The sequence below is a fragment of the Yersinia sp. 1252 StPb PI genome, from assembly GCF_048593885.1.
Lineage (GTDB): Bacteria > Pseudomonadota > Gammaproteobacteria > Enterobacterales > Enterobacteriaceae > Yersinia > Yersinia enterocolitica_E.
Genome location: NZ_JAZGQE010000477.1, coordinates 1 through 502 on the forward strand (window position 1 = coordinate 1; position 502 = coordinate 502).

A 502-nucleotide genomic window follows, 5' to 3' on the forward strand; every position below is an offset into this window, starting at 1 on the left:
GATATACATCTCACTGAAAATATTAGCAGTAGGAATTTGCGTTATAACACAAATTTAGACTATATAAATAAGCGAACAAAGATGATTAATTTAATTATCTAGTAAAGTAGCCATCTCAAGGGTGATATCTCACTAAAGGTATTTTGACTGAATGATGATTTGAATTTCACAACCAGTGTTCTGGGATGGAAATATCAAATACCCGAGCAGTGTGACCTAGCATAGTGATAATTTCGCTATGTTTAGCCAGATCTATAGACTGGCCAGCCTTACGTAGTTCCAGCAGCTGCTTTAGTTCAGGAAGGTTAAACATTCTCAGTTTGTAAAAATTTCCCCATGTCGGTTCGCCGAACAGATTATAAATTATAACTGTGCTATCTCGTTCACTTGCCAATCGTTTTTCACCTAGAATTCGAGCAAGTGCCGCTTCTGCTTCATCTTTCACATCATAAGTGTTAAGTAATTTCATTATCAAAATATCTCTTAGTAGAATATCAAACAT

At 35.3% G+C, this 502-nt stretch carries 1 protein-coding gene; it reads right to left on the reverse strand.

All coding sequences use genetic code 11. The features are described 5' to 3' along the window. Window positions 1-166: 166 nt before the first annotated feature. Window positions 167-502 (reverse strand): hypothetical protein (locus tag V2A85_RS24405; RefSeq protein WP_420072649.1); only part of this gene is annotated, 336 nt, incomplete at its 5' end.